Genomic DNA, 22,748 nt, shown 5'->3' on the forward strand with positions numbered 1-22,748 from the left:
TCGTAAGTACCCCTCAGAAAGAACAGCGATGACCGAAACCTCTTCCCGCCTGGTGCTGCTTCCGGCAGTGGATGTCGCCGACGGCAAGGCCGTGCGCCTCACCCAGGGAGCGGCCGGTAGCGAGACGGACTACGGCAGCCCGGTGGATGCCGCCAGCGACTGGACCTCCCAGGGTGCGGAGTGGATCCATCTCGTCGACCTCGACGCCGCGTTCGGCCGAGGGGAGAACCGTGCGGTGATCGCCGACGTCATCCGCGAGGTCGGCGGTCAGGCCCAGATCGAACTCTCCGGCGGGATTCGCGACGACGTCAGCCTCGAGGCAGCCCTCGCCACCGGAGCCCGCCGCGTGAACCTCGGCACGGCAGCGCTGGAGAATCCGGAGTGGGCGGCGAAGGTGATCGCCCGATTCGGTGACCAGATCGCCGTCGGCCTCGATGTGCGGGGAACAACTCTTGCCGCCCGCGGCTGGACCAAGGATGGCGGTGATCTCTTCGAGGTGCTCGACCGCCTGGAGCAGGCCGGCTGCAGCCGCTATGTCGTGACCGACGTCACGAAAGACGGCACCCTTCAGGGCCCGAACATCGACCTGCTGCTCGCGGTCGCCGAGCGCACCGACAAGCCGGTCATCGCATCAGGCGGTATCTCCAGCCTCGACGACCTGGTGGAGCTGCGCAAGCGGGTGCCGCTCGGCATCGAGGGCGCCATCGTCGGCAAGGCGCTCTACTCCAACGCCTTCACCCTGGTCGAAGCCCTCGCTGTGGCCGGATGACGGCCTCACACGATCACCACCCCCTGGGTGCCGCCGACTCGAACGGCACGCCATGGGCGGGCAGACAGTTCGAGCCGAACCAGTCCGCCGGTGACGACGGTTCCGCCCCGGAGCGCTTGATCGAGGCGATTCGTCGCTTCCGTGCGACCGAGCTCGGCGAGGCAGAGGTGCTCGACGCGCTCCGCGAGTCGCGGCTGCTGATTCCCCTGGTGGCACAGCTCGGCGAGGCGGGCATGGGCGACCACGGCCATGTCGTCGACAAGAGCGCCGAGCTCGCGATCGTGACCGTCGCGGCGCCGGATGGCCGCAGCATCCTTCCTGCCTTCAGCTCGGTCGACAGCATGCGCGCGTGGAATCCGAAGGCTCGGCCGGTTCCCGCCGATGCCGTCCGGGTGGCATTGGCTGCGGCGGGGGAGCAGACCGATCTCGTCGTACTCGACCCGACCTCGGCGACCGAGTTCGTCATCCGTCGTCCTGCGCTCTGGGCGCTGGCACAGTCACAGCCGTGGACTCCGAGCTATCTCGACCCCGAGGTGCGCGGCCGTTTCGAGCAGTCGATCGAGCCCGAGAACGATGTCGAGCAGGTGCGCCTGGTGTCGGGGGATCCGGATGCGCGGCTCGCCGGCCCCGAACTCACCGTTGAGCTCGCCCTCCGCCCCGGGCTCGACCAGCCCTCGCTCGCGGCGCTGCTCGCCCGGCTTCAGGAGCGTTGGGGCTCAGACGCCGTCATCGCCACGCGCGTCGACTCGCTCGGCGTGACGGTGGTCGCCGCATGACCGGCGCACCGAGGCTCGTTGTACTCGACCTGGACGGCACACTCCTCGACGATGCCGGAGACGTCAGCGACCGCAATTCGTCGGCGCTGCGCCGGGCGGAGGATGACGGCGCGCGCGTGGTCATCGCCACGGGCCGACCGCCGCGCTGGCTCGAACATCTGCGAGCGGACATCCCCGCCACCATCGCGGTGTGCTGCAACGGCGGCCTCGTCATGGACCTCGAGAGCGACACGGTGCTCGCTGCCCATCCCCTCGATGGGTCGCGGCTGCAGCAGGCGATCACGGAGCTGCGCGCCCGTGGTCTGCGCTTCGCCGCGGCCACCGAGGGCTTGCCCGAGGTCGGCCTGACGGCCGAACACAGCTTCCCGGCCCGCGGTGACCGAGTGGTTCCGCGCGCGACACTGGCCGATCTCTGTGCCGGCATTTTCGTCAAGGTGCTGGTGCGTCCAGAACTCGAAGACGCCGCAGCGGTGGTCGAGCATTTCGGCCGCGACTACGCAACGGACTTCACGCTCACCCGGTCGACGAACGACGGCCTGATCGAGATCTCCGCCGCCGGGATCACCAAGGGGGCGGTGATCGACGGGCTCGCCCGCGAGTGGGGAATCGCGTCAGCAGACGCCATCGCGTTCGGAGACATGCCCAACGACATCGAGATGCTGCTCTGGGCTGGTCACTCGGTCGCGATGGGCAACGCGGATGACGCGGTGAAGGCCATCACGACCGAGGTGGCGGGCGATCACGATCAGTCCGGCGTCGGAGTGGTACTCGAGCGCTGGTTTTAAAAGACTTCGTCTTTTAGTTGACCGCGCCGGTGTACTTCTCGCCGGGGCCGAAGCCGGGGGCATCGGGCATGGCCGACGCCTCGCGGAAGGCGAGCTGCACAGAGCGAAGCCCGTCGCGCAGGGCACGGGCGTGCTGGTCGCCGAGGTCGGGAGCCGAGGCGGTGACCAGCCCGGCCAGGGCGTTGATGAGCTTGCGTGCTTCGTCGAGATCGAGCTGGTTCTCGGGGTCGTCGGCCAGGCCGCACTTCACCGCGGCCGCGCTGAGCAGATGCACCGCGACGGTGTTGATCACCTCGATGGCGGGAACGTCTGCGATGTCGCGGGCGGCATCCTGCTCGTCGAATTCGTGGGCATGGGTGTCGTGACTATGGGCGGTATCGCTCACGGGTGTTTCCTCTGTTAGGATTGCGGTTGGCTTCGAGACCTCGCTGGTCTCGAAACGAAAGTGGAGATTCTCCCACCCGCGCTTGACCGCCCGGTGCATGTACCTCTCGAGGTGCTCGTGCCGAAAACTAAGGTTACCGGGTAGTTGGTGCCCCGTCCCCTCGCTCGCGAAGGGACAGCTAGGGCCCCGTGCCGTGAACGAACCGCGAAATTTGCGGGGAGTCGGCACGTGAATCCACTCCTTCGTCTGAGTTCGACAGCCCGTCGAGAATGCTCCGGCCGACAGAAACTGACTAAGGAGTCACACATCAGCGATCCCCGTACCAATGACCGAATCCGCGTGCCGGAGGTCCGACTTGTTGGCCCCAACGGCGAGCAGGTCGGTGTAGTGCGCATTGAAGACGCAATCCGTCTCGCCCAGGAGGCTGACCTGGATTTGGTTGAGGTAGCTCCCAATTCCAAGCCTCCCGTTGCCAAGATCATGGATTTCGGCAAGTTCAAGTACGAAACCGCGCAGAAGGCGAAAGAGGCCAAGCGCAACCAGTCCAACACCATCCTCAAAGAGGTGCGCTTCCGTCTGAAGATCGACGTGCACGACTACGAGACCAAGCGCAAGCGTGCCGAGGGCTTCCTTCAGCAGGGTGACAAGGTCAAGGCAATGATCCTCTTCCGTGGTCGCGAACAGTCGCGTCCGGAGCAGGGTGTTCGCCTGCTGCAGCGCTTCGCCGAAGACGTGGCCGAGTTCGGCACCGTCGAGTCGACCCCGACCATCGACGGTCGCAACATGGTCATGGTCATCGGTCCGCTCAAGACCAAGGCGGAGGTCAAGGCAGAGCACGACGCCAAGAAGCCCACGTCGCGCACCGAGCGCCCCGAGTCGACGGATGCCCCGGCCGCCGTCGAGGCCGCCCCGGCTCCGAAGCAGCCGGTCGAGCAGCCGCTCGCCACGTTCGCGAAGGCTCCGCCGCGCCCCGTAGTGGAGCGCTCGGCTCCCGAGCGCTCGTCCAGCGACCGCGGTGAGCGTACCGACCGTCCTGAGCGCACCGACCGCACAGAGCGCCCCGACCGCACCGAGCGCTCCGCTCCGGCTCGGTCGTCTGCTCCGTCGTCGGCTCCGCGCTCGTCGGCCCCGACCTCCGCACCGCGTTCGGCAGCCCCGTCGTCCTCAGGCCCGTCGTCGGCACCTCAGTCGTCGGCAGCGCCGGCGGCTCGGGTCGCATCGGCAGCGGGACCCGCCGCCAAGATCGCGGCGGCAGCGCCGGCCGCCACGGCGCCGTCCGCCACGGCCGCTCCTGCTGCATCGGCATCGGCTCCGGCCGAGACCAAGCCGGCCGAAACCAAGCCGGCCGAAACCAAGCCGGCCGAGAGCAAGCCGGCCGAGACCAAGCCGGCCGCGACCAAGCCAGCCGCTACCAAGCCGGCCGCGGCTGCCACGCCGGGTGCCGCACCGAAGCCCGCCCCCAAGCCGGGCGCATCCACCGCTGTTCCGAAGCCGGCCGCGAAGTCTGCGCCGAAGACGGCCCCCAAGACTGCACCAGCAGATTCACCGACGAACTAGCCAGCTAGTTCGTCGTATGCACTGAAAACCAAGGAGAGAAATGCCGAAGCAGAAGACGCACTCGGGCACCAAGAAGCGATTCAAGGTCACCGGTAGCGGAAAGATCATGAAGCAGCAGGCTGGCATGCGCCACAACCTGGAGGTCAAGTCGGGTCAGCGCAAGCGTCGCCTGAACACGGACGAGCAGATCGCACCGGCCAACGTCAAGGCCATCAAGAAGCTTCTCGGCAAGTACTCCCGCTAACGCCGACCGGAAAATCAAGGACTTAGAACAATGGCAAGAGTAAAAAGGGCGGTAAACGCTCACAAGAAGCGCCGCGTCATCCTCGAGCGTGCGTCGGGCTACCGCGGACAGCGTTCGCGCCTGTACCGCAAGGCCAAGGAGCAGGTCACCCACTCCCTCGTCTACGCGTACCGTGACCGTCGTGCCCGCAAGGGTGACTTCCGTCGCCTGTGGATCCAGCGCATCAACGCCGCGTCCCGCGCCAACGGCCTCACCTACAACCGCCTCATCCAGGGTCTCAACCTGGCCGGCGTCGGTGTCGACCGTCGTATCCTCGCTGACCTCGCGGTCACCGAGCCCGCCACCTTCGCGGCTCTCGTCGCGACGGCCAAGGCGGCGCTTCCCGCCGACACCTCGGCACCGAAGGTCACCGCGTAACACAGCAGCTCAGCACGATGAAAAGGCCCGGTCGCAGCGCGACCGGGCCTTTTCTCGTCTGGTCCTTTCTCGTCTGGTCCTTTCACGATCGGGCCTTTCGAGTCCTCGGCGGGCCTCGGCGAAGCTGGGCGGTCCGGACCATACAATTACGGCGTGCTCGATAACCCCCGTTCCCCCCGCGTCCGCAGTGTCGCGAAGCTCGCCAAGCGCGAGGCCCGTGCCGCCACAGGACTGTTCCTCCTCGAGGGTCCGCAGGCCGTCGCCGAGGCCCTCACCTTCCGCCCGGAGCTTCTCGTGGAGCTGTTCGCGACTCCGACGGCGTGGGATCGGTATGCCGAGCTCGCCGGCGCGGCGTCGCAGGCGGGACTCGAGGTCGAATTCGTCACCGAACAGGTACTCGACGCCATGGCCGACACGGTCACCCCGCAGGGCATCGTCGCGGTCTGTCACCAGTTCCCCACCTCGGTCAAAGACATCCTTCGTGGGTCGAAGCTGGTGGCCATACTCGAAGAGGTACGCGATCCGGGCAACGCGGGCACCATCATCCGGGCCGCGGATGCCGCTGGTGCCGACGGCGTGATCTTCACAGGCCGCAGCGTCGACCTCTACAACCCCAAGGTGGTCCGCTCGTCTACCGGTTCGATCTTCCACCTGCCGGTAGCGGTGGGGGCGGAACTGGAAAGCGTGCTCGACCGCGCCCGCGAAAGCGGCCTCGCGATCCTCGCCGCGGACATCAAGGGCGAAGACCTGCTCACGGCTCGCATCGATGGCGTCTTGGCCGCGCCCACCGCGTGGCTGTTCGGCAACGAGGCGCGCGGTCTGTCAGATGAGCACTTCGCCCTCGCCGATCGCGCGATCACCGTGCCGATCTACGGTCACGCGGAGTCGATGAACCTCGCGACCGCCGCATCCGTCTGCCTGTACGAGAGCGCCTTCGCGCAGCGTTCGTAGCCCGCGCGGCCGCCCGGCACCGGTCACTCGGCGGTAGCGATCTCACCGAGCCATTAAGCTTGTGACCCGTGTCAGAACCCATCACCGAACCCGCGGTCGAATCCGCCGTCGAGGATGCGCTCAGCGCCATCGCCGACGCGCAGGATCTCGCGGCTCTCAAGCTCGTCAAGTCCGCTCACCTCGGTGAAGCCTCCGCGCTGGCCCGGCTCAACGCCGCCATGCGTGAGGTCGCCCCCGACCAGAAGGCCGCAGCAGGCAAGCTGGTCGGCCAGGCCCGCGGGCGGGTGAACCAGGCCTTCGCCGCGCGCGAGGCCGAGCTGTTCGCGGCCGAAGACAGCCGTCGGCTGGCGGAGGAGACGGTCGATGTCACGGCACTGCCGTCGACGCGCACGACCGGGGCGCGGCATCCGCTCAGTCTGCTCCAGGAGTTCATCGGCGATGTCTTCGTCGGCATGGGCTGGGAGATCGCCGAGGGGCCAGAGCTCGAAAACGAGTGGTTCAACTTCGACGCGCTGAACTTCGACGAGGACCACCCGGCCCGGGCCATGCAAGACACCTTCTTCGTGGAGCCGGTCACCGATCACCTGCTGTTGCGCACGCAGACCAGCCCGGTGCAGATCCGGTCGCTGCTCGAGCGCTCCCTGCCGCTCTACGTGATCTCTCCCGGCAAGGTGTTCCGCACCGACGAACTCGATGCAACGCACACCCCGGTCTTCCACCAGGTCGAGGGCATCGCCGTCGATCGCGGTCTCACCATGGCGAACCTGCGCGGAACGCTGGAGCATTTCGCCCGCATCATGTTCGGGCACGAGGCGAAGATCCGCCTGAGACCCAACTACTTCCCGTTCACCGAACCCAGCGCAGAGATGGACGTCTGGCAGCCGAACGCCAAGGGCGGCGCGCGCTGGGTGGAGTGGGGCGGATGCGGCATGGTCAATCGCAACGTGCTGCGCGCGGCCGGTATCGATCCGGACGAATATCAGGGCTTCGCCTTCGGTATGGGCATCGAGCGCACCCTGCAGTTCCGCAATGAGCTCAACGACATGCGCGACATGGTCGAGGGCGATGTCCGCTTCAGTAAGCAGTTCGGAATGGTGGTCTGATGCGCGCTCCCGTCAGTTGGCTCCGTGAGTTCGTCGACATCCCGCTGGATGCCACCCCGGAAGACGTGCACGCCGCGCTCGTCCGGGTGGGCCTCGAGGAGGAAGACGTTCACAGCTTCGAGGTGACTGGTCCCGTCGTCGTCGGCCAGGTGCTTTCCTTCGAGCCAGAGCCGCAGTCGAACGGTAAGACCATCAACTGGTGCCAGGTCGATGTCGGCCCCCTTCGACAGGCTCAGGACGACGCTTCGACAGGCTCAGAGACCGGTCGTGATATTCGTGGCATCGTCTGCGGCGCCCACAACTTCGTCGCCGGTGACAAGGTCGTCGTGTCGCTGCCCGGCGCGATCCTGCCCGGCCCGTTCCCGATCGCCGCGCGAAAGACCTACGGCCACGTCTCAGACGGGATGATCGCCTCCGCCCGTGAGCTCGGAATGGGGGAGGAGCACGACGGAATCCTGCGTCTCGCCTCCCTCGGCCTCGACCCCGAGGTTGGGACGGATGCGATCGCCCTCCTCGGTCTCGACGACTGGGCGGTCGAGGTCAACGTCACGCCCGACCGTGGCTACGCCTTCTCGATCCGCGGAATCGCTCGCGAGTACGCCAACTCCACCGGCGCGGACTACCGCGACCCCGCGCTTGCTCCGACCACGGTCGAGGCGAGCGGTGTCGAGGTCTCCGTGAACGACGAGGCTCCGATCCGCGGCCGCCAGGGCTGCAGCGTTTTCGTCACCAGACTGGTGCGCGGGGTGGACCCCAGCTTGCCCACGCCGTCCTGGATGGTCGGGCGACTCACCCTCGCGGGCATCCGTTCGATCTCCCTCGTCGTCGACATCACCAACTACGTGATGCTCGAACTCGGCCAGCCGTTGCACGGGTACGACTACGACACCCTTCAGGGCCCCATCGTGGTGCGCCGCGCGACGCCGGGGGAGACCATCACCACCCTCGACGGCCAGGTACGCACGCTCCACGCCGAAGACCTGCTGATCACCGATGACTCGGGCGCGATCGGCCTCGCCGGCGTCATGGGCGGCCTCGCCACCGAGATCACGAGCGCGACGACTACGGTGCTGGTCGAAGCGGCGAACTTCGACCCGGTGTCGATCGCGCGTAGCGCCCGACGCCACAAGCTTCCCAGCGAGGCAAGCCGTCGCTTCGAACGCGGTGTCGATCCACTGGTGGCGGATGCCGCGGCCGCTCGTGTCGTCGAGCTGCTCGAGTCTCTGGCCGGTGGGCACGCCGACCCGCTCGGCTCACGGCTGTACACCGCGGAGCTCCCCGCGGCGATCGAGCTGCCTGACGGCTACGTCAATGGCCTCACCGGTGCCGATTACACCGACGATGAGGCACGGAGTGCGCTTACCGCGATCGGCGCGACCATCGCCCCCGTTCTCGACGCAACCGAGCGGGCGCTCGTCGTCACGCCTCCGAGCTGGCGTCCTGACCTCACCGACAAGGCCACCCTGGTCGAGGAGGTCGCCCGGGTGATCGGTTACGAGCGCATTCCCGCGGTGCTGCCCGTCGCGCCGCCCGGCCGTGGACTCACCCGTTCGCAGCGCCTGCGCCGCAACGCAGCCCAGGTGCTCGCCGCCAATGGTCTGGTCGAGGTGCTGTCGTACCCGTTCCTCAGCGCCACCGCGAAGGACGCTTTCGGCGCGTCGGCCGATGGGGCGGTTTCGGCGATCAAACTGGTGAACCCGCTGGACAGCGAGGCGCCGTTCCTGCGCACCTCGCTCATCCCCGGGTTGATCGAGATCGCCCGGCGAAACCTCTCCCGCGGCCTCACCGACCTCGCCCTGTTCGAGGTCGGTGCCGTAGTGCTGCCCGAGATCGGGAAGAGTTACGGCAGCGGCCCGCTGCCCTCCGGCGTCGTGCGCCCGAGCGACGGCGAGCTGGTTGATCTGCTGACCAGCGTGCCGCCACAGCCGCTGCACGTGTCGGCCCTGCTGCTCGGCCATGCGGTCGAGAAGCAGCCCGGCGCAGACGCGGTGGCCTTCGGCGTCGCGGATGCACTCGACGTCGCGCGGCAGATCGCCTCCGCGGTGGACGCGAGCCTCGACATCCGTCAGGGATCGCACCACTCGTTGCACCCGGGGCGCACCGCCGAGCTGTTCGTGAACGGCCACAGCGTCGGCTTCGCCGGTGAGCTGCTCCCGGCCCTGGCCGAGGAGCTCGACCTGCCGCGCGTGGTCGCCGTGGTCGAACTGGACCTCGACCGTCTGATCGAGCTCGCTCGACCCGAGGTGACGCCGCACGAGATCGCCGGCTTCCCCGCCGCGACGCAGGACCTGTCGCTCGTCGTTCCCGCAGACGTACCGGCCGGCGAGGTGCTGTCCGCTGTCGTCGAGGGGGCTGGCGCGCTGCTCGAGCGTGCACACCTGGTGGCGGATTACCGCGGCACCGGTATCCCCGAGGGGTCGAAGTCGATCACGCTGGCACTGCGCTTTCGCGCCGACGACCGCACGCTGAAGGCGGAGGAGGCCAGCGCGGCCAAGCTCGCCGGTGCCGCCATCGCGGCCGAGCGATTCGGCGCGACCATCCGCGAGTAGAAACCACGCGAGTCTTCACGGACGGCGCTTCATCCGCGATCGAAGCGCCGTTTGTGAGGACTCGGCGAGTGCTGCAGTCGACGGGCGGGTCGCCACGAGCGTGCGCGCGTTTCCACTATGCTCGAACGGTGGACAACCCCCGTGGCACCGGATCGGCAGAGCGACGCAGCATGCGCCGCCGCCTCCGTCTGCGCGGAGAGCGAGTGAAGGCGACGCTCTAGCGCCGACATCGGGTGCCACACTGGCACCCAGATTCGCGTGAGCGCCGCCGGACCATTCCTCGTCCACTCACTCGAAAAGGTCTTGCTCATGTCCTACTCAGTCGCCGTGGCAGGTGCCAGCGGCTACGCCGGTGGGGAGCTGCTCAGACTCCTGTCTGCGCATCCCGATTTCACCGTCGCCACCGTCACCGCCCACAGCAACGCCGGGCAGCCGCTGCTCAGCGTGCAGCCCCACCTGCGCTCGCTTTCCCATCTCACGCTGGTCGAGACCACGGCAGAGAACCTTGCTGGCCACGATGTCGTGTTCCTCGCCCTGCCGCACGGCAAATCCGGCGAGCTCAGCGCGCTTCTTCCCGCCGACACGCTGGTCATCGACTGTGGCGCCGACCACCGACTCACGGATGCTGGCGCCTGGGACCACTTCTATGGCGGCGAGTACTTCGGCTCCTGGGCATATGGCGTGCCCGAGTTGCCGGCGGCCAGAGGCGACCACCACAGCGGCAAGCAGCGCGACGCCCTCGTCGGCGCGCGCCGCATCGCCGCCCCCGGCTGCAATGCCAGCACGGTCTCCCTCTCGCTCGCTCCCGGAATCGCGGCGGGCGTGATCGAGGCGCAGGACATCGTCTCGGTACTCGCGGTTGGCCCATCCGGCGCGGGAAAGAACCTCAAGCTGCAGTACCTCGCGAGCGAGGTGCTCGGTTCGGCCAATCCGTACGGGGTCGGAGGCACGCATCGCCACATCCCCGAGATCCAGCAATCGTTGGTATCGGCGGGTGCTGCGGCGCCGACCATCTCGTTCACGCCGGTGATCGTGCCGATGTCGCGGGGCATCCTGGCGACGACCACGGCACGGATCGTGCCTGGGACGACCGCGGCCGAGGTGCGGGAAGCCTGGGAGGTCGCCTACGCCGACGAGCCATTCGTTCATCTGCTGCCAGCAGGCGAGGTTCCGCGTTCCGGCGATACCGCCGGCTCGAACACCGCGCTGATCGGACTCGCCGTCGATGAGGCAGTCGGGCGCGTCGTCATCATCGCCGCGCTAGACAACCTGGTCAAAGGCACAGCTGGCGCCGCCATCCAGTGCGCAAACATCGCCCTCGGGCTCACCGAGACCACCGGTCTCCCGATCGACGGAGTCGCCCCGTGAGCGTCACACACCCCCAGGGATTCACCGCAGCTGGCGTCACCGCCGGGCTGAAGGCCAGCGGCACCAAGGATCTCGCCCTCGTCGTCAATGAGGGCCCGCGCTCCGCTGCCGCGGTGGTCTTCACCAGCAACCGCGCCAAGGCCAACCCGATCATCTGGTCGCAGCAGGTAATCGCCGACGGAATCGCCTCCGCCGTGCTCCTCAACTCCGGTGGAGCCAACTGCTACACCGGCGCCCAGGGATTCCAGACCACGCACGCCACCGCCGAGCGCACCGCCGAATTGCTCGACGCGAACGCCGGCGACATCCTGGTCTGCTCCACCGGTTTGATCGGCGAACAGCTCGACCGCCCCCTCATGATCGCGGGAATCGAGTCCGCCGTCGCCTCGCTCTCCACCGATGGCGGACTGGATGCCGCGACCGCCATCATGACCACCGACACCCACCCGAAGCAGGCGATCGTGGAGCGTGACGGCTGGTCGCTCGGCGGCATGGCCAAGGGCGCCGGGATGCTCGCGCCTGGCCTCGCCACCATGCTCGTGGTCATCACCACCGACGCCGACCTGCCATCCACATCGCTTGATGCCGCGCTCCGCGCGTCCACCCGCGTCACCTTCGACCGGCTGGACTCCGACGGCTGCATGTCGACCAACGACCAGGTGACTCTCCTGGCGTCCGGAGCATCCGGAATCACCCCGGAACTCGACGACTTCACCTCCGCCCTGACCGAGCTGTGCACCAGCCTCGCCAGCCAGCTGCAGGAGGATGCGGAGGGCGCTGCCCACGACATCACCATCGAGGTCGTCGGGGCGCTCACCGAAGACGACGGCGTCGAGGTCGGTCGCGCGGTCGCCCGCAACAACCTGTTCAAGGCGGCAGTGTTCGGGCAGGATCCGAACTGGGGTCGCGTGCTCGCCGCGGTGGGGACCACCGCCGCAGCCTTCGATCCGTACGACATCGATGTGACGATGAACGGCATCCGGGTAGCCCACAAGGGCGAGCCAGATCAGTCGCGCGACCTCGTCGACATGACCGGACGCGCCCTTCACCTGCTCATCGACCTGCATGCCGGCGATGCGACGGCCACCATCTGGACCAACGACCTCACCCACGATTACGTGCACGAGAACAGCGCGTACTCCAGTTGATGGCCCATGAAATGACAGAGCCCCACCCAGAAACAGAGCCCCACCCAGAAACAGAGACGCCAGCATCGGATGCCGTGGCCAAGGCCGCGGCGCTCGTCGAGTCCCTGGCGTGGTTGCGCTCGCTGCGCGGGCGCATCGTCGTGGTGAAATTCGGTGGCAACGCCATGGTCGACGACGCGCTGAAGCACGACTTCGCCGCCGACATGGTCTATCTTCGCGAGGTCGGCGTGCTTCCCGTGGTCGTGCACGGCGGAGGCCCTCAGATCTCGGCCGCGCTGGCGGCTCGCGGCATCCCGAGCGAGTTCCGCGGTGGGCTGCGGGTGACCACCGCCGCGGCGATCGGCGTCGTCCGCGATGTTCTGGCCGGTGCGGTCGGCCCCGAGCTGGCCTCGCTCATCGCCGCCGCCGGTGGTTCGGCGCAGCCGGTCTCGGGGGAGACCGACGGCCTGTTCGTCGGAACCCGCCGCGGCACCATCGTCGATGGCGAAGAGGTCGACCTCGGTTTCGTCGGTGACGTGACCGCCGTCAACCCCGCTGTGGTCCGGGCGATCCTCGAGGCCGGTCAGATCCCCGTGGTCTCGTCCATCGCCCCCGACGCCGACGGCCAGGCGCTCAACGTGAACGCCGACTCCGCCGCGGCGTCGCTCGCGGTGGCCCTCGGTGCCGAGAAGCTGGTCATCCTCACCGATGTCGCTGGCCTCTACCGCGACTGGCCCGACCGCGCCTCGCTCGTTTCCGCCATCGATGCCACCGATCTGACGGCTCTGCTCCCGACGCTCGAATCAGGGATGATCCCCAAAATGACCGCGTGTCTCGAGGCCGTCGATGGCGGAGTCCCCGTCGCGACGATCATCGACGGCCGCATCCCGCACTCCGTGCTGCTGGAGGCCTTCGCGCCATCCGGTACCACCGTCGTTCCGACCCCGGAGAAATCATGACCACTGAAATCACCACGTCCACCAACGCCACCGACAACTGGCGCGGGCGTTTCGCCGACGCCATGATGGGTTCGCTCGCACCGCCGCTGCTCATGTTCGAACGCGGCGAAGGTTGCTACGTCTGGGATGTCGACGGCAGGCGCTACCTCGACTTCCTTGCCGGTATTGCGGTCAATGCGCTCGGCCACGCGCATCCGGTGTTGGTCGAAGCCGTCAGTCGTCAGGTCGGCACGCTCGCCCATGTCTCCAACTACTTCGCCAGCCCGCCGCAGCTCGAGCTCGCCGAGCGCCTGCGCCGCATCACCGGTGCGGGCGACCGCGGCCGGGTCTTCTTCTGCAACTCCGGAGCCGAGTCGATCGAGGCCGCGATCAAGCTGGCGCGGCTGAACCGGGGAGAGAGCGGCCGACGCCGTCGCATCATCTCGCTGGTCAATTCCTTCCACGGCCGCACCATGGGGTCTCTCTCGCTCACCGGCAAGGCAGCGCTGCGCGAAGACTTCGAGCCGCTGCTGCCGGGCATCGAGCACATCGAGACCACCATCGAGGCACTCGAGAAGGCGATGGATGACACCGTCGCGGCGATCTTCATCGAACCGATCAAGGGGGAGGCCGGCGTCATCGACCTGCCCGCCGGATTCCTCGAGCGGGCGCGCGAACTCGCCACCGAGCACGGCGCGCTGCTGATCCTCGACGAGATTCAGACCGGCGTCGGGCGCTCGGGCACCTGGTTCGCCTTCCAGCAGACGGATGTCGTCCCCGATGCGCTCTGCCTCGCGAAGGGCATCGCGGGCGGGGTGCCGATCGGTGCCCTCGTCACCTTCGGCGCGGCCTCCGATCTCTTCCGCCCGGGACAGCACGGCAGCACGTTCGGCGGCAATCCTCTCGCTACCGCCGCCGGTAACGCGGTGCTCGGCGAGATCGAGCGCGCTGGGCTGATCGAGAACGCCCAAAGCCGCGGCGAGCAGCTGCGCGAGATCGTCACCGGCATCGACTCACCGCTGATCGACGAGGTCCGCGGGCAGGGTGTACTCGTCGGCATCGGACTCACCCGCCCGGTCGGGCACGAGGTCGCGACCGCGGCCTTGGAGCTCGGGCTGATCATCAATGCACCCAACGACCACAGCATCCGTATCGCCCCGCCGCTCATCGTCGGCGACGCGGAGCTCGCCGAGTTCCGCACCCTGTTCACCAAGGCACTGGAGGCCGTCGCATGACCCGTCACTTTCTTCGCGACGACGATCTGAGCCCTGCCGAGCAGGCCGCCATTCTCGACCTCGCCATCGAGCTCAAGAAGGATCGCTTCGCGGTCAAGCCCCTCGCCGGGCCGGAGACCGTCGCGGTGATCTTCGACAAGTCGTCGACCCGCACCCGAGTTTCCTTCGCCGTCGGAATCGCCGACCTCGGTGGGGTACCGCTGATCATCTCGACGGCGAACAGCCAGCTCGGCGGCAAGGAGAGTCCGACCGACACGGCTCGGGTGCTCGAACGCCAGGTCGCCGCGATCGTCTGGCGCACCTATGCCCAGTCCGGACTCGAGGAGATGGCGAAGGGCACCACGGTTCCTGTCGTCAACGCGCTTTCCGACGACTTCCACCCCTGCCAGCTGCTCGCCGACCTGCTCACCATTCGTGAGCACCGCGGTCATCTGGCCGGCCTCACCGTCACCTTCGTCGGCGACGGTGCCGACAACATGGTGCATTCCTATCTGCTCGCTGGTGCCACGGCCGGAATGCACGTGCGCATCGCCAGTCCAGAGGGCTACCTGCCCAAGGAGGATGTCGTGGCCGACGCCGACGCGATCGCCGCGACCACCGGCGGCTCGATCACGATCTACTCCGACCCGGTCGAGGCCGTGGCCGGAGCGGACGTCGTCGTCACCGACACCTGGGTGTCGATGGGCAAGGAGGAGGAGAAGGCAAAGCGCCTGGTCGACCTCGCCCAGTACCGCATCGATAGCGACCTGATGGCGCTGGCGAAGCCGGACGCGCTGTTCCTTCACTGCCTCCCTGCCGACCGCGGCTACGAGGTCACGGCGGAGGTCATCGATGGCCAGCAGAGTGTCATCTGGGACGAGGCCGAGAACCGGCTGCACGCCCAGAAGGCGCTTATGGTCTGGCTGCTCGAGCAGCAGTAGCGACGGTCGCTGAGCGCCGCACGAGATCACGCCAATACCCCCATAAACTTCACACAACACAAGGAGCACACCACATGGCAGAACGCGTCGTCCTCGCATACTCGGGCGGACTCGACACCTCGGTCGGCATCGGCTGGCTGAAGGACGCAACCGGCAAGGAGGTCGTGGCTCTCGCCGTCGATGTCGGCCAGGGCGGCGAAGACATGGAGGACATCCGCCAGCGTGCCCTCGACTGCGGCGCGGTCGAGGCGATCGTCGTCGATGCCAAGGAAGAGTTCGCCGACGACTTCCTGATCCCCGCTCTCAAGGCGAACGCGCTGTACCAGAAGCGCTATCCGCTCGTCTCCGCGCTCAGCCGCCCGGTGATCTCCAAGCACCTCGCCCGCGTCGCCCGTGAGCTCGGCGCCGACAGCGTCGCCCACGGCTGCACCGGCAAAGGAAACGACCAGGTGCGTTTCGAAGCTGCCGTCGCGGCTCTGGCTCCCGAGCTGAAGAGCATCGCGCCGGTCCGTGACCTCGCGCTCACCCGTGACAAGGCGATCGTGTACGCGAACGAGCACAACTTGCCGATCCGCCAGAGCGCCGCGAACCCGTACTCCATCGACAAGAACGTCTGGGGCCGCGCTGTCGAGACCGGATTCCTCGAAGACCCGTGGAATGCGCCGATCGAGGATCTGTACGAGTACACGCAGGACCCGTCGGTGTTCCAGCCCGCCGACGAGATCACCATCACGTTCACCGCCGGCATCCCGACCGCGATCGACGGCGTCTCATACAGCGCTCTGGCGATCATCGAGAAGCTCAATGAGCTGGCCGGCAAGCACGGCATCGGCCGCATCGACGTGGTCGAGGATCGCCTGGTCGGCATCAAGAGCCGTGAGGTTTACGAGGCTCCGGCAGCCATGGCCCTGATCGGCGCACACGAGGCGCTCGAGAGCCTCACCCTCGAGCGCGACCTCAACCGCTACAAGCGCGGGGTCGAGGCCGAGTGGTCGAACCTGGTCTACGACGGCCTGTGGTACTCCAGCCTCAAGCGCTCGCTCGACGTCTTCATCGATGACACGCAGCGGTACGTGAGCGGCGACATCCGTCTGAAGCTCCAGGGCGGCCGTGCCGTCGTGACCGGGCAGAAGAGCGCGGAGAGCCTGTACGACTTCGACCTCGCCACCTACGACACCGGCGACACGTTCGACCAGTCGCTGTCGAAGGGCTTCATCGAGCTGTGGTCACTGCCGAGCAAGATCAGCGCCCGCCGCGACGCCAAGAAATAGGAGGGCGGATGTCGCCCTCGGTTCCCGAGCTGGGCAGCTCGGAAGACACCACCGGTCAGACGACCGAGGGTGCCCTCTGGGGCGCCCGGTTCGCCTCCGGACCGTCTGCCGAACTGGCCAGGCTGAGCAAGTCGACCCACTTCGATTGGCAGCTCGCGCCGTACGACATCGCGGGATCGAAGGCGCACGCCAAGGCACTCGCGGCGGGCGGTTACCTCACTGCCGACGAGCTTGACGGCATGCTGGCAGCGCTCGACCGCCTGCTCGAGTCCTGGAGCGATGGCAGCTTCGTGGCGCTCGAGTCCGACGAAGACGTGCATGGTGCGCTCGAGCGGGGGCTCATCGACATCGCCGGGCCCGAGCTCGGGGGCAAGCTCCGAGCCGGCCGCAGCCGCAACGATCAGATCGCCACCCTCATCCGCTTGTACCTGCTCGACCACGCGCGGGTGCTGACCACTCTCGTGATCCGACTGATCGACGCGATCGCGGGCCAGGCCGGAGCGCATCCGGACGCCGCGATGCCGGGTCGCACGCACCTGCAGCACGCGCAGCCGGTGCTGCTGTCGCACCAGCTCCTCGCTCACGCGTGGCCGCTGGTGCGCGACCTGGAGCGGTTGCGTGATTGGTCGGCGCGGGCATCCTTCTCGCCCTATGGCTCCGGCGCGCTGGCGGGCAGCTCGTTGGGTCTCGACGGCGAACTGGTCGCTCGCGAACTCGGACTTACCGGCCCGACCGAGAACTCGATCGACGCGACCGCCAGCCGGGACGTGGTGGCCGAGTTCGCTTTCATCGCCTCCATGATCGGTATCGACCTCTCCCGCTTTGCCGAGGAGATCATCCTCTGGAATACGCGCGAGTTCGGGTTTGTGCGCCTTCACGACGCCTTCTCGACCGGGTCGTCGATCATGCCGCAGAAGAAGAACCCCGACATTGCCGAGCTTGCGCGCGGTAAGTCCGGTCGATTGATCGGCAACCTCACCGGCCTGCTCGCGACGCTCAAGGGCCTGCCGCTCGCGTACAACCGCGACCTGCAGGAAGACAAGGAGCCGGTGTTCGATTCGGTCGAGACGCTGGAGGTGCTGCTGCCTGCCTTCACGGGTATGGTCACCACGCTCAGTTTCGATACCGAGCGCATGGCCGAGCTCGCGCCGCAGGGCTTCTCGCTGGCGACCGATGTCGCCGAGTGGCTGGTCACCCAGAAGGTTCCGTTCCGCGAGGCGCATGAGATCAGCGGCGCGTTGGTCAGCTTTTGCGAGCAGCGCGGTCTCGAACTCGACCAGCCGACGGATGCCGACTACCAGAGCATCTCGTCCACACTCACGCCCGGCGTGCGCGAGGTGCTCACCGTGGCGGGGTCCATCGGCAGCCGCACCGGTGCCGGCGGGACGGCGCCCGAGCGCGTCGCCGAGCAGCTGATCGAACTCACGAAACGAATCCGGTCCGTCACGGAGGCATGGTCATGACAGGGGTAGTCAGATGACAGGTGCAGTGAGATGACAGGTGCAGTGACATGACATTGAGCAGCGACAAGCGCAACCAGGACGATCGGCGTCGCAAGCGCTATGAGCAGAATCGCACCCAGCGCATCGTCATGTGGAGCATCTTCGGCGTCGCCGGAGCGCTCCTCATCGCGGCGATCATCCTCCTCGTCGTCAATCACGTCGCCCTGTTCTAGCGGGAGCTGGCGTGTTCGATCGCAGCATTCTCGAGGCGCCGGCGATCGAGGTCGCCCCGCTGCTCTTGGGCGCGGTGATCAGCAAGACCACCGATGAGGGCACCGTGTCGGTGCGGCTCACCGAGGTGGAGGCCTATCTCGGCGCGGTCGACCCGGGGTCGCACGCGTTCCGCGGTCGCACCGCGCGAAATGGCGTGATGTTCGGTGGACCGGGATTTCTCTATACCTATTTCACCTATGGCATGCACGTCTGCGCGAACGTGGTCTGTTCGCCGGTGGGCACCGCGACAGCAGTGCTCCTTCGCGCCGGGGAAGTCATCGACGGACACGACCTCGCGCGGCATCGCCGGTCGACCAGCAAGACGGATGCCGACCTCGCGCGCGGTCCAGCGCGCCTGGTCATGGCGATGGGCATCGAGCTGAGCGACGGGGGAGCGGACCTTGCCGCACCGCCGTTCGACCTCGAGCTGCCGGCATCCGTCTCGTCGTATCAGACCGGGCCGCGCACGGGAGTGTCGGGAGCGGGCGGGACCGCGGAATTTCCGTGGCGGTTCTGGATTCCCGGCGATCGCACGGTGTCGCCGTACAAGGCGAGCGTGCCGAAGAAGCGCGCTGCGCGCTAGTTCAGAGCGCGAACAGGGCGGCGCAGGCGCCGGCCCAGACCATGCTGACCAGCGTGCCGATGATGAACCGTTCTCTGGTCTGCGGGCTGTCGAGTTCGCGGAATCGGCCGAGGCCCTTGATCGCCACCAGAACGGCGACGATCTCCCAGTGCGCGGTAGCGATCGCCGCGATCACGACGATGCGTTCGAGGTAGCCGATCGTGGTGCCGCCGCGCAGAACCTCTCGCTGTTCCGACCGGCCCGCGACGCTCTCGAGGATTCCGCCGTTGCTCCCCAGAGTCACCTTCTCGCCGCCGGCCCTGCTGTCCGCGTATTCCAGCACCGCCACGGTGATCGGGTTGCCGCCGATGACCCCCAGCGCCGCGGCCACGAGGCCGCACAGGACGGCGGCGAGATGAGTCGGGGCGGGAATGTCGATGTCGAAGACGATGCCGGCGAGTCCGAGTGCTAACGGAATCGTGGAGAGGAGTGCGAGCCGAGGGCGGCGCAGACGCAGTGCGGCGATGCACACGGCGATTCCCGCGAGCAGTGCGGCCAGCGCCAGGATCCAGGTCAGGATGCTGAGGCCGTTCACTCGGCCACCTCCGTCGTGTCGTCGGCGAGTGTCGTACTTTCTACCGCGTCGAGCAGCGCCGCCAGGGCGGTGGTTGCTGCCAGTTCCGGGCGGATGCTTGCCGCCCGGGCGCGCTTGCTTGCCGCCTGCGGGGTGATTCCCAACGCGGTCGCGGCCTCGCTCTGCGTCATCCCCCCGACCAGCCGATCGTAGAGCTCCCAACCCTCCGCGCTGCGGCGGGCGCGCAGCAGCAGCACCAGGTCGATCAACGGCTCGAGGTCGGTGCCAGGGCCGCGCAGGGCGAAGCGGGTATCTCGTTTCTTTGCCGCCTCGACAGCGTCTCTCGCATCCACGAATGCTTGCCCGGTGGCCTCACGGGTGTTGTGGGGGAGGGGGAAGACGACGTCTCCGATCGCGCAGCCGACGCTCCAGGCGCCGTCGCGGGTGAGGTGCAGCGCGATCTCGAGCATCGTCGAGCCGTCGACAGGCATCAGCTGGATCTCATCGCCCGCCGTGCGGTCGACGGAGAGCACCAGACGCGAGCCCCATCGATCGTTCACCTCGGATACCGTGGCGGCGGCGATGTCATCGCGGTGACGGCTGTCGACTTGATCTGCAGTGATCACGAACATGGGCCGTCCCCTTCTCTTGTGGTCGAGCGCTACTCGGATTATCGGATCAAGTCCCCAGGGATGATTGATGCAATATCAACCCTATACGGTTGATTATTAACACCGCAACCCGTGAGGGTTGATATGTCTTCACCGCGAACGGCGTTACGACCATGGGACGTGCCCCACGATAGGGCGGGCGGCCGACACTCGCGGGGTATTCTTGCCCGGTGTCAGCATCCGAGGCCCTCGCCCACCAGCGCAACGATTCCACTTTCGACGATGTCTGGGAGGAACTGCTCTGGCGCGGGCTCGTTCACGTCTCGACCGATGCGACCGAGTTGAAGCACCTTCTTGCCGGGCCGCCCATTACCTACTACTGCGGCTTCGACCCGACCGCGGCGAGTCTTCATCTGGGCAACCTCGTACAGCTGCTGCTCATGCGCCGACTTCAGCTCGCCGGTCACCGCCCGCTCGGCCTCGTCGGCGGATCCACCGGTCTCATCGGCGACCCGAGACCCACGTCGGAGCGCACCCTCAACTCTAAAGAGACCGTCGCCGAATTCGTCGGCTACCTGCAGGCGCAGGTGGCGAAGTTCCTCAGCTTCGAGGGCCCGAACGGTGCCCGTCTGGTCAACAACCTCGACTGGACGGCGCCGATGAGCGCCATCGACTTCCTCCGCGATATAGGCAAGCACTTCCGGGTGGGCACCATGCTCAAGAAGGATGCCGTCAGCGCACGTCTCAACAGCGACGCGGGCATCAGCTACACCGAGTTCAGTTACCAGATCCTCCAGGGGATGGACTTCCTCGAGCTCTACCGGACCGAAGGCTGCGTGTTGCAGACCGGGGGAAGCGACCAGTGGGGCAATCTCACCAGCGGCACCGACCTCATCCGCAAAGCCGAGGGAGTGAGTGCCCACGCGATCGGTACGCCCCTCATCACCAACAGCGATGGCACCAAGTTCGGCAAGAGCGAAGGCAATGCGGTCTGGCTGGACAGCGCCCTGACCTCGCCATACGCGTTCTACCAGTTCTGGCTCAACACCGACGACGCCGATGTGATCGATCGGCTCAAGATCTTCTCCTTCCTCGACCGTGCGGAGATAGAGCGGCTTGCGGAGGCGGTGGAGGCGGCGCCGTTCCGCCGGGAGGCCCAGCGAACTCTCGCGTTTGAGGTGACGACGCTGGTGCACGGAGCCGCCGCGACGGCTGCGGCTATTGCCGCGGCCGAGGCCCTGTTCGGCCAGGGTGATCTCGCCCTTCTCGACGGAGCAACCCTGGAGGCGGCGCTGCGGGAGCTGCCCAACACGACCACCGTGCGCGATGCGCCGGTAGTTCAGCTGCTGGTGGAGACCGGTCTTACCTCGAGCATTGGCGAGTCCCGCCGTGCGGTTGCTCAGGGCGGCGTCTACCTGAACAACGCCAAGGTCGAGGATGTCGCGATGACCATCGAGGGAAGCGCTCTGCCGGGCGGCATGGCGGTCCTCCGTCGCGGCAAGAAGACGCTCGCCGGCATCTTCATCGAGTAGCGCCCCCGAACAGCAAGGCCGCCGAACAGCAAGACCCCGATCAGTGAGCCCCCCCGAAGTGGGGCCACTGCGACGAGCGCGTCGTGACATTTTCTCGCTACGCTCAGCCGTAGACGGGGGAACATGAATCCGATGGAGCAGACCGCCACGCGGGGCGACGATCGCGATCGCGGGGGCGAGCAGCAGGTTGCGACCAACGGGGCGATCCGCCCCGATTCCGCTCCCGTCTCCGTCGCACTCCTCGGACTCGTCGCGCCGGCTGCGCAGCGCGGACATTCCGCCGTCGATGTGGTGGCCCTCGTTGTAGCAATCGTGCTCGCCCCGGTCGGGTTCATCATCGGGGTGGTGGCGGCCATCCTCAGCTTTCGCAAGCGTAGGTACGTCAACGGTCTGGCGAAGGCGGCGATAGCGGTGTCGCTCGTGCTGTCGGTGCTCGGCGGGGCGGGGGCAGTGGTCGGTGGCAGCTATCTGCAGCATCAGGCCCACGAAAACGCGCTCCGGGCGAGCAGTGCGGCGATGTGTTCGGCCTTGGCGACACGGCCCGGAGTGCTGACGGATGCCGCGTTCGGCTGGCCTGCTGTGGGCTCGACCATCCCCGCATATGTCACCGCCGTCTCTGACTACGAGAGCTGGTGGACCGCAGTGGCGAAAGTGGCGCCCGCGAAGATGGCCGACGCGGTGGCGAAGATCGTGACGACAGCCCACACGTCAGCGGAGCGCATCACAGCCTCCCGCGTTGTGGATCACGACCGCGACTACGCGGACATGCGCGCTGTGGCGGCGAGCAGCCCACTTTCTGCCTGGACCGCAACCTATTGCGGGTAGCCGCGTTACCGGCCTGGCCATACGGGCTTCGCGCATGTCGCTTACTCACCGGCTTGGCGCTGGGTTGCTGGTTGCTGGCTTGTTGATTGCCGTGGTGCTGATTGCCGTGGTGCGGATTGCCGTGTTTTCGGGCGACACGCCCGGCGTTCGGGCGTAATTTGCACGCCCGCCAGGAGCCACGTAATGTTCTTTCTTGTCACCCCAAAGGTTCGGAAAAAGCCCGGTTCTGTTGAAGAATCGCGAAGCTTGCCGGCCTCAAGAGGGACTACATCCGGTTCAAATCTCGCACTTTACTGTGTTGATGGTTTGGGCATAGGATCGAAAGCCCACCCCGGTGGGTCCAGTCAGAACATCGCATCGCTTGGCCGAAACGCCCGGGATTGCACGGTTTTGACAGGGCCGAAAGGGGTGCTAAGTTAGACAGGTTGCCTTCCGCGGTTGTGGGGGGTGATGTGAGTGGTTGTCCCGGTGTGAAGCCCCGTGTTTGTGGTGGTGGAGTCGGGTGCGTCCGTTCCTTGAGAACTCAACAGCGTG

The 22,748-nt window shown here is 67.2% G+C and carries 23 protein-coding genes; 20 read left to right on the plus strand and 3 right to left on the minus strand.

The features are described 5' to 3' along the window. The first annotated feature begins 28 nt into the window (after positions 1-28). The 3 genes from priA to IV501_RS08255 are packed head-to-tail and all read left to right on the plus strand — an operon-like array spanning position 29 to position 2,330. Positions 29-769: a bifunctional 1-(5-phosphoribosyl)-5-((5-phosphoribosylamino)methylideneamino)imidazole-4-carboxamide isomerase/phosphoribosylanthranilate isomerase PriA gene (priA, locus tag IV501_RS08245; protein ID WP_200556052.1), complete on the plus strand. Its 741-nt coding sequence runs from the start codon at positions 29-31 to the stop codon at positions 767-769. Continuing rightward, positions 766-1,545: an SseB family protein gene (locus IV501_RS08250; protein ID WP_200556054.1), complete on the plus strand. Its 780-nt coding sequence runs from the start codon at positions 766-768 to the stop codon at positions 1,543-1,545. The genes priA and IV501_RS08250 overlap by 4 nt, the downstream gene beginning before the upstream one ends. After that, on the plus strand, positions 1,542-2,330 hold the full coding sequence (locus IV501_RS08255; protein ID WP_200556056.1) for an HAD family hydrolase: 789 nt from the start codon (positions 1,542-1,544) through the stop codon (positions 2,328-2,330). The genes IV501_RS08250 and IV501_RS08255 overlap by 4 nt, the downstream gene beginning before the upstream one ends. A 13-nt stretch (positions 2,331-2,343) precedes the next feature. Here the strand turns inward: IV501_RS08255 and IV501_RS08260 are convergent, their stop codons facing one another. Continuing rightward, on the minus strand, positions 2,344-2,715 hold the full coding sequence (locus IV501_RS08260; RefSeq protein WP_200556058.1) for a DUF1844 domain-containing protein: 372 nt from the start codon (positions 2,713-2,715) through the stop codon (positions 2,344-2,346). A 339-nt stretch (positions 2,716-3,054) separates the two neighbouring features. Here IV501_RS08260 and infC point away from each other — a divergent pair, with 339 nt between their 5' ends. The 15 genes from infC (at position 3,055) to IV501_RS08335 (ending at position 18,693) form a co-directional block, all read left to right on the plus strand. Continuing rightward, positions 3,055-4,272: a translation initiation factor IF-3 gene (gene infC / locus IV501_RS16670; protein WP_372430746.1), complete on the plus strand. Its 1,218-nt coding sequence runs from the start codon at positions 3,055-3,057 to the stop codon at positions 4,270-4,272. A 40-nt stretch (positions 4,273-4,312) separates the two neighbouring features. After that, positions 4,313-4,516, plus strand: coding sequence for a 50S ribosomal protein L35 (rpmI, locus tag IV501_RS08270; protein WP_200556059.1), 204 nt, complete (start codon positions 4,313-4,315; stop codon positions 4,514-4,516). Positions 4,517-4,546: 30 nt separating this feature from the next. Then, positions 4,547-4,933, plus strand: a complete 387-nt coding sequence (rplT, locus tag IV501_RS08275; RefSeq protein WP_200556061.1) for a 50S ribosomal protein L20 — start codon at positions 4,547-4,549, stop codon at positions 4,931-4,933. 153 nt (positions 4,934-5,086) lie between these two features. Next, the gene (locus IV501_RS08280) at positions 5,087-5,884 is read left to right on the plus strand and encodes a TrmH family RNA methyltransferase (protein ID WP_200556063.1); all 798 of its coding nucleotides are present in this window, start codon (positions 5,087-5,089) and stop codon (positions 5,882-5,884) included. 68 nt (positions 5,885-5,952) lie between these two features. Then, complete coding sequence (gene pheS, locus IV501_RS08285; RefSeq protein ID WP_200556065.1) at positions 5,953-6,987, plus strand: phenylalanine--tRNA ligase subunit alpha; 1,035 nt, start codon at positions 5,953-5,955, stop codon at positions 6,985-6,987. Further along, positions 6,987-9,536, plus strand: a complete 2,550-nt coding sequence (pheT, locus tag IV501_RS08290; protein WP_200556067.1) for a phenylalanine--tRNA ligase subunit beta — start codon at positions 6,987-6,989, stop codon at positions 9,534-9,536. Before pheS ends, pheT begins: the two co-directional genes overlap by 1 nt. Before the next feature lie 309 nt (positions 9,537-9,845). Continuing rightward, positions 9,846-10,904 carry an N-acetyl-gamma-glutamyl-phosphate reductase gene (gene argC, locus IV501_RS08295; protein WP_200556069.1) on the plus strand — a complete coding sequence of 353 codons (1,059 nt, stop codon included), beginning with the start codon at positions 9,846-9,848 and terminating at the stop codon, positions 10,902-10,904. Beyond that, complete coding sequence (gene argJ / locus IV501_RS08300; protein WP_200556071.1) at positions 10,901-12,052, plus strand: bifunctional glutamate N-acetyltransferase/amino-acid acetyltransferase ArgJ; 1,152 nt, start codon at positions 10,901-10,903, stop codon at positions 12,050-12,052. The genes argC and argJ overlap by 4 nt, the downstream gene beginning before the upstream one ends. An 11-nt stretch (positions 12,053-12,063) precedes the next feature. After that, a complete protein-coding gene (gene argB / locus IV501_RS08305) occupies positions 12,064-12,990 on the plus strand; it encodes an acetylglutamate kinase (RefSeq protein WP_200556073.1) in 927 nt (308 codons plus the stop codon). Further along, positions 12,987-14,204, plus strand: coding sequence for an acetylornithine transaminase (locus IV501_RS08310; protein WP_200556076.1), 1,218 nt, complete (start codon positions 12,987-12,989; stop codon positions 14,202-14,204). The genes argB and IV501_RS08310 overlap by 4 nt, the downstream gene beginning before the upstream one ends. Then, complete coding sequence (argF, locus tag IV501_RS08315) at positions 14,201-15,124, plus strand: ornithine carbamoyltransferase (protein ID WP_200556078.1); 924 nt, start codon at positions 14,201-14,203, stop codon at positions 15,122-15,124. The genes IV501_RS08310 and argF overlap by 4 nt, the downstream gene beginning before the upstream one ends. Before the next feature lie 74 nt (positions 15,125-15,198). Then, positions 15,199-16,395 (plus strand): argininosuccinate synthase, encoded by a 1,197-nt coding sequence (locus IV501_RS08320; protein ID WP_200556080.1) that lies wholly within the window; start codon positions 15,199-15,201, stop codon positions 16,393-16,395. Positions 16,396-16,403: 8 nt separating this feature from the next. Beyond that, complete coding sequence (gene argH, locus IV501_RS08325; protein WP_200556081.1) at positions 16,404-17,858, plus strand: argininosuccinate lyase; 1,455 nt, start codon at positions 16,404-16,406, stop codon at positions 17,856-17,858. A gap of 47 nt (positions 17,859-17,905) precedes the next feature. Next, the gene (locus tag IV501_RS08330; protein ID WP_200556083.1) at positions 17,906-18,070 is read left to right on the plus strand and encodes a hypothetical protein; all 165 of its coding nucleotides are present in this window, start codon (positions 17,906-17,908) and stop codon (positions 18,068-18,070) included. Positions 18,071-18,081: 11 nt separating this feature from the next. Further along, positions 18,082-18,693 carry a DNA-3-methyladenine glycosylase gene (locus tag IV501_RS08335; protein WP_200556085.1) on the plus strand — a complete coding sequence of 204 codons (612 nt, stop codon included), beginning with the start codon at positions 18,082-18,084 and terminating at the stop codon, positions 18,691-18,693. Between the two features lies 1 nt (position 18,694). Here the strand turns inward: IV501_RS08335 and IV501_RS08340 are convergent, their stop codons facing one another. Together IV501_RS08340 and IV501_RS08345 are read right to left on the minus strand one after the other, a co-directional pair. Then, positions 18,695-19,267 (minus strand): hypothetical protein, encoded by a 573-nt coding sequence (locus IV501_RS08340; RefSeq protein ID WP_200556087.1) that lies wholly within the window; start codon positions 19,265-19,267, stop codon positions 18,695-18,697. Further along, positions 19,264-19,878, minus strand: a complete 615-nt coding sequence (locus tag IV501_RS08345; protein ID WP_200556089.1) for a DNA-binding protein — start codon at positions 19,876-19,878, stop codon at positions 19,264-19,266. Before IV501_RS08345 ends, IV501_RS08340 begins: the two co-directional genes overlap by 4 nt. A gap of 209 nt (positions 19,879-20,087) precedes the next feature. Between IV501_RS08345 and tyrS the strand changes: the two genes are divergently transcribed. Next, positions 20,088-21,389 (plus strand): tyrosine--tRNA ligase, encoded by a 1,302-nt coding sequence (gene tyrS, locus IV501_RS08350; RefSeq protein ID WP_200556091.1) that lies wholly within the window; start codon positions 20,088-20,090, stop codon positions 21,387-21,389. 132 nt (positions 21,390-21,521) lie between these two features. Next, positions 21,522-22,214, plus strand: coding sequence for a hypothetical protein (locus IV501_RS08355; protein ID WP_200556093.1), 693 nt, complete (start codon positions 21,522-21,524; stop codon positions 22,212-22,214). Positions 22,215-22,748: the final 534 nt, after the last annotated feature.

It is taken from the genome of Lacisediminihabitans changchengi, from assembly GCF_016634425.1.
GTDB classification, from domain to species: Bacteria; Actinomycetota; Actinomycetes; order Actinomycetales; family Microbacteriaceae; genus Lacisediminihabitans; species Lacisediminihabitans changchengi.